Here is a 6182-nt window from a genome sequence, read left to right on the forward strand (position 1 = left end):
GGCCGAGGCCACGTCCGCGCGGCTTGCGAAAGACTGTGTCCGCCTCGACGACATGGTGCGGGCGCAAGGCTGGCGGCTGGTCGGCGGCACGCGGCTGTTCCGTCTCTACGAGACACCCGACGCGCTCGCCGCGCAGGAGAAGCTCGCGTGCGGCCAGATCTGGTCGCGTCTCTTCGCACAAAAGCCGACATGGCTGCGCCTTGGGCTTCCTGGCAGCGAAGCCGAATGGACGCGCCTTGTCGAGGTCCTAGCGCGCTAGCGCGAGCAGGCCTTCGACGTCGAGATGCTTCTCGATGTGGTCGGCGAGGGCATCGAGAGCGCTCTCGACCCTGGCGTGGTAGGGCTCATCGCCTGCGGGAATGTCGAGCTTGGCCAAAAACGCCTTGCGGAAATCGTCCGACGTGAACAGGCCGTGCAAATAGCTGCCCTGCACGCGGCCATCCCTCGAGATCGCGCCTTCCGGCTCGCCGTTCAGTTTCGCAAATGGCCGCGCGCGATCGGGCCCGTCGGTGCGGCCGATGTGGATCTCGTAGGCTTCGATCGGCTGGTCCGTCGCGGCGTGCACGGCGGCGACACGCGTCAGCGTTTTCTGCGGGCTCATGACCGTCTCGACGTCCAGCAGCCCCAGCCCCGGCGTGTCGCCCGCGGGGCCCTCGATACCGTCGGGGTCGGCGACACTGCGCCCGAGCATCTGATAGCCGCCGCAGAGGCCGAGCACATGGCCGCCCCTGCGATGATGCGCGAAGAGATCGATGTCCCAGCCCTGCGCCCGCAGGAAGGCGAGATCGCCGCGGGTGGACTTTGAGCCGGGGATAATGACCAGCCTGACGTCACCGGGGATCGCTTCGCCCGGGCGCACCATCACGAGATCGACGCCCGGCTCGAGCTTGAGCGGATCGAGGTCGTCGAAATTGGCGATCCGCGACAGCGCGAGGCACGCGATCTTGCATTGACCGAGTTTTCGCGCGTCGGTCAGACCCAGTGCGTCCTCGGCCGGCAGCTCGCCGGCGCGCCCAAACCAGGGCAGCACACCAAGGCCGCGCCAGGCGGTCTTCGTTTCGATTAGCCCATAACCATCTTTGAATAACGTGGGATCGCCGCGGAACTTGTTGATGACGAAACCCTGGATCATCGCGGCATCGTCGGGGTCGATCACCGTCTTGATGCCGACGAGCTGGGCGATGACGCCGCCGCGGTCGATGTCGCCGACCAGCACGACCGGCACGTCGGCCTTGCGGGCAAAGCCCATATTGGCGATGTCGGCCTTGCGCAGGTTCACCTCGGCGGGACTGCCGGCGCCTTCCACCAGCACGAGATCGGCGCGCACCTTCAGTCGCTCAAAGCTCTCCAGCACCGCGCCCATGAGCGACGGCTTCATCGCGGCGTAGTCGCGCGCCCGCGCGGTCGCGATACGTTTGCCTTGGACAATCACCTGCGCGCCGACATCGGTCTCGGGCTTCAGCAGCACCGGATTCATGTCGGTGTGCGGCTCGACGCCGGCGGCGAGCGCCTGCAGTGCCTGGGCACGGCCGATCTCGCCGCCATCGACGGTGACGGCCGCGTTGTTCGACATGTTCTGCGGCTTGAACGGAAGCACGCGCAGGCCGCGCTGCGTGAAGGCGCGCGCGAGTCCGGCGACGATGAGCGATTTGCCCACGTCCGAGCCGGCCCCCTGGATCATCAATGTGCGCGCCATCGAATTCAGAACTCGACGCCGGCCTGCGCCTTGATGCCGGAGCGGAAGGGATGCTTGACCAGGGTCATCTCGGTGACGAGATCGGCGATCTCGATCAGCTCGTCCTTGGCGTTGCGCCCGGTGAGCACGACATGGGTCATCGCGGGCTTTTGCGTCGTCAGGAATTCGACGATCTCGGCGATATCGAGATAGTCGTAGCGCAGCGCGATGTTGATCTCGTCGAGCACGACCATGCGCAAGCTCTCGTCGAGGATCAGCTCCTTGGCCTTCTCCCAGCCGGCGCGCGCCGCGGCGATGTCACGGGCGCGGTCCTGCGTCTCCCAGGTAAACCCTTCGCCCATCGCGTGGAACTGGCAGAGATCGCCGAAATGGCCGGTCAGCAGGCGCCGCTCGCCGGTATCCCAGGCACCCTTGATGAACTGCACGACCGCGCAGGGGAAGCCATGGGCGACACAGCGGACGATCATGCCGAAGGCCGAGGACGACTTGCCCTTGCCGGCGCCGGTGTGGACGATGATCAGTCCCTTTTCGCCGCTCTTGGTCGCCATGATCTTGTCGCGGGCGGCCTTCTTCTTCGCCATTTTCTGGGCGTGCCGGGCGTCGGTTTCCTCGGCTGTTTGGGTATCCGGTTCAGGCGTCATCGGTCCCGGTCCTTCGGCTTGACAAGAGGCGGCCACCGGCAAATGGTGGCCCGGCGTTGGTTCCTGTCCTATGACAGGCGAAGAGGGAATGCGATAGGGTCCGAATCGGCAAGATTTGGGTCCAAACTGCAGCCGCCCCCGCGACCGTGACCGGAGAGATGCCCGAAGCCACTGATTCCCTTTGGGATCGGGAAGGCGGGGATCGAAGGGCAAGACCCTGCTCCGCAAGCCGGGAGACCTGCCAGCGCGGACGAGTTTTGGACCGGCGGACGGGGTGTTCCGCGACGGGGAAACGGGCCTTCTGGGGAATGGTCCGTGTGCCTCATCGCCTCCCGCTATTATCTGGAAGAGGCGATGACCGTCACACTTCACGTCTGCATCACCTGCCGTGCCGGCGAGACGCCCGGCGAGGGCGAGACGACGCCCGGAAAACGCCTGCATGGTGCGATCCTCGACGCCGGCGTGCCCGACGGCGTCAATGTGGTTCCCGTTGAATGCCTGTCGGCCTGCAGCCAGGGCTGCTCGGTCGCGCTCAGCGCGCCCGGCCGCTGGTCCTATGTCTATGGCCGCCTCTCGGATGCCAACGCGCAGGACGTGGTCGCGGGCGCGGCGGCCTATGCGGCGGCGCCCGACGGAATCGTGCCATGGCGCAGCCGTCCCGAGATCTTCCGCAAGCAGTCGCTTGCCCGCATTCCCCCTGTTGCCGTCGTGCCGGAGGCCGCCGAATGAACTCGCTCGCAAAAGTCCCTGTGACGGTGGTCACGGGTTTTCTCGGCTCCGGCAAGACCACGCTGATCCAGCATCTGCTCACCAATGCAAACGGCAAGAAGCTCGCGGTGCTCGTCAACGAGTTCGGCAGCGAGGGCGTCGACGGCGAAATCCTGAAGTCCTGCGCCGATGCCAACTGCCCGGAAGAGAACATCGTCGAGCTCGCCAATGGCTGCATCTGCTGCACCGTCGCCGACGATTTCATTCCAACCATGGAAAAACTGCTGGCGCGTCCGGTGCGACCGGATCACATCCTGATCGAGACCTCGGGCCTGGCGCTGCCGAAGCCGCTGCTGAAAGCGTTCGACTGGCCGGAGATCCGCTCGCGCATCACGGTCGACGGTGTGATCGCGCTGGCCGACGCCGAGGCGGTCGCGGCCGGCCGCTTCGCGCCTGACCCGGCTGCAGTCGAAGCGCAGCGCGCAGCGGACGAGAATCTCGATCACGAGACGCCGCTGTCGGAGGTGTTCGAGGATCAGATCGCCTGCGCCGATATCGTGCTGCTGACCAAGGCCGATCTCGCGGGCGCCGCCGGCATTGAAGCCGCCAAGGCCGCGATCACCGCCGAGATGCCGCGGCGCGTGCCGATGCTCCCTGTCACCGACGGCGCGATCGATGCGCGCCTCATCCTCGGCCTCGGCGCCGCCGCCGAGAACGATCTCGCTGCACGCCCCTCGCACCATGACGGCGAGGAGGAGCACGAGCACGACGATTTCGCCTCCGTCGTGATCGATCTGCCTGAAGTGGCTGACATCGACGCGTTGGTCGCATCGGTGCAGAAGCTGGCGCGCGAGCAGAACGTGCTGCGGGCGAAAGGTTACATCGCCGTCGCGGGCAAGCCGATGCGCCTTCTGCTGCAGGCGGTCGGCGAGCGCGTGCGTCACCAGTTCGACAAGCCCTGGGGCGCAGGTCACAGGCACTCAAAGCTCGTCGTGATCGGCGAGCACGGCGATATCGATGAGGCCGCCATCAAGGCAGGACTTGGTATCTCAAGGCTCGGCATCTGATGCACGTCGTCTTCCGCGAGAGCCGCGGTCTGGAGGAGACCGCGACGCCAAGGGACATCGGCCAGGACCCGGCCGATCTCGTGGTGCTCTCGTATTCGGATTCCGATCTCGCCGCGTTCGCGGCCGGCTGGCGGCGCGGCCAGGGCAGCCTGCCGACGCTGCGGCTTGCCAATCTCGCGGAGCTCCGTCACCCCCTGTCGGTCGACACCTATATCGAGCGCACGCTGTCGCAGGCGCGTGGCATCCTGGTGCGCCTGATCGGCGGGGAGTCCTATTGGGCGTATGGGCTGGCTGCCTTGCAACAACTCGCCAAGGACCGCAACATCGTGCTGGCGGTGCTGCCGGCCGATGGCCGTGACGACACGCGGCTCGATGCGTATTCGACTCTGCCGGTCTCGACGCTGCGCCGGCTCAAGGTGCTCTGCGACACCGGTGGGCCGGTCGCCGCCCAAGCCGCGATTGCGCAGCTCGCATTGGCCTCGGGTCTCTATGCCGGTCCTGTTATCGGCGAGATGAGCGTGCCCGAGATGGGCTTCTACGATCCCGCGCGCGGCGTCATCGCCGCGCCGGTGGGTGGCGAGGGGAAGCCCCGCGCGCTGGTGACGTTCTATCGCTCCTATCTCACCGCCGCGGACACCGGCCCGGTCGATGCCCTGATCGCGGCGCTGCGCGAGAAGGGCTTTGACGCCTGTGGCGTGTTCGTCACCTCGCTGAAGGCCGCGGGCGTCGCCGACTGGCTGCGCGCCTATCTCGCGCAAAATCCTCCGGCCGCGATCGTCAACGCGACGGCGTTCTCGGCCCTCAGCGACGACGGCACGACGGCGTTCGATGCTGCATCGTGTCCGGTGTTCCAGGTCGCACTCTCCACGGCGCGGCGCGAGGACTGGGCGGAGTCGCTGCGTGGCCTCTCGCCCGGCGATCTCGCGATGCATGTGGTGCTGCCCGAGGTCGACGGTCGGCTGTTCACGGGCGTGGTGAGCTTCAAGTCGGCGGCGCAACGCGATCCCGATCTGCAATTTTCGCATCTGGCACATCGGCCGGATGGGGAACGTGTGACGGCGGTCGCCGCACGCGTCGCGGCCTGGCGCCGCCTCGTGGAGAAGCCCGCCGGCGAGAAGCGGCTGGCACTCGTGCTCTCGAACTATCCGGGACGCCCGCACCAGATCGCGCACGCCGTCGGTCTCGATGCGCTGGCGTCTGTCGAGGCGTTGTTGTCTGATCTCGCGGAGGCCAACTTCGATGTTGCGCCGGTCCGTGCGCTCGGCGAAACACTGCTCAATCGGCAACTGACCTGGCGCGTTGCCGACTATCGCGCGGCGCTTTCGCGCCTGCCGCAAGTCTTGCAGGACGATCTCGCGCAAGCCTGGGGAGCGCCGGAGGATGATCCGAGCTGTCGCGACGGCTCGTTCCACTTCGCTGCGATCCAATGCGGTCAGTCTGTTATCGCGGTCCAGCCCGAGCGCGGCGATGCGACGACGCGCGATGCCGATTATCATGATCTCGCCCGCACGCCGCGTCACGCCTATGTCGCGTTCTATCTCTGGCTCCGGGCACAGGGCAGCGATGCCGTCTTGCACATGGGCGCACACGGCACGCTGGAATGGCTGCCCGGAAAATCCGTAGCGCTGTCGCAATCGTGCTGGCCGGAAGCCCTGATCGGCGATCTTCCAATCATCTATCCCTTCATCGTCAACGATCCCGGCGAGGCAGCGCAGGCCAAGCGGCGTATCGGCGCCGTGACGATCGGCCATCTGCCGCCGCCGCTGGAAAAGTCTGCGGTGCCGGAAGGGCTGCGCCGGCTCGAACGTCTGCTCGACGAATACTCGACCGCCGACGGTCTCGATCCTGCGCGTCGCCAGCGGCTGATCGCTGCGATCCGTGACGAGGCGCGCGCCGCGGGCCTCGAAGACGATCTCGGTCTGGATGCTTCGGCCGCGCCGGCCGAAGCGATTCCGCGGATCGACCGCTTCGTCTGCGATCTCAAGGAAAGCCAGTTCGGCGACGGCCTACACGTGTTCGGCCGCGGCGCCTGCGGCGATGCGGAGCGCGCTGCGCTGCGTTCCGCGCTCG

At 66.9% G+C, this 6182-nt stretch carries 5 protein-coding genes, 1 pseudogene and 1 riboswitch; of the genes and pseudogenes, 4 read left to right on the forward strand and 2 right to left on the reverse strand.

Going from position 1 to position 6182, the window contains the following annotated elements; all coding sequences use genetic code 11:
• A pseudogene (locus MOV74_RS28825) lies at positions 1-259 on the forward strand (threonine-phosphate decarboxylase); the annotation flags it as partial.
• Here the strand turns inward: MOV74_RS28825 and MOV74_RS28830 are convergent.
• Together MOV74_RS28830 and cobO are read right to left on the reverse strand one after the other, a co-directional pair.
• Entirely contained in the window at positions 248-1696 is a 1449-nt protein-coding gene (locus tag MOV74_RS28830) for a cobyric acid synthase (protein WP_246930024.1), read from the reverse strand. The pseudogene MOV74_RS28825 and the gene MOV74_RS28830 overlap by 12 nt on opposite strands.
• A 5-nt stretch (positions 1697-1701) precedes the next feature.
• Positions 1702-2337, reverse strand: a complete 636-nt coding sequence (gene cobO / locus MOV74_RS28835; RefSeq protein WP_246930025.1) for a cob(I)yrinic acid a,c-diamide adenosyltransferase — start codon at positions 2335-2337, stop codon at positions 1702-1704.
• Between the two features lie 40 nt (positions 2338-2377).
• Positions 2378-2598: riboswitch (cobalamin riboswitch) on the forward strand.
• A gap of 93 nt (positions 2599-2691) precedes the next feature.
• Between cobO and MOV74_RS28840 the strand changes: the two genes are divergently transcribed.
• From MOV74_RS28840 to MOV74_RS28850, 3 genes are all read left to right on the forward strand, one after another.
• Positions 2692-3066 (forward strand): DUF1636 domain-containing protein, encoded by a 375-nt coding sequence (locus MOV74_RS28840; RefSeq protein WP_246930030.1) that lies wholly within the window; start codon positions 2692-2694, stop codon positions 3064-3066.
• The gene (cobW, locus tag MOV74_RS28845; RefSeq protein ID WP_246930026.1) at positions 3063-4112 is read left to right on the forward strand and encodes a cobalamin biosynthesis protein CobW; all 1050 of its coding nucleotides are present in this window, start codon (positions 3063-3065) and stop codon (positions 4110-4112) included. Before MOV74_RS28840 ends, cobW begins: the two co-directional genes overlap by 4 nt.
• On the forward strand, positions 4112-6182 hold a 2071-nt coding region (locus MOV74_RS28850; protein WP_246930028.1), incomplete at its 3' end, for a cobaltochelatase subunit CobN. The genes cobW and MOV74_RS28850, both read left to right, overlap by 1 nt.

The sequence above is a fragment of the Bradyrhizobium sp. SHOUNA76 genome, assembly GCF_023006445.1.
Lineage (GTDB): Bacteria > Pseudomonadota > Alphaproteobacteria > Rhizobiales > Xanthobacteraceae > Bradyrhizobium.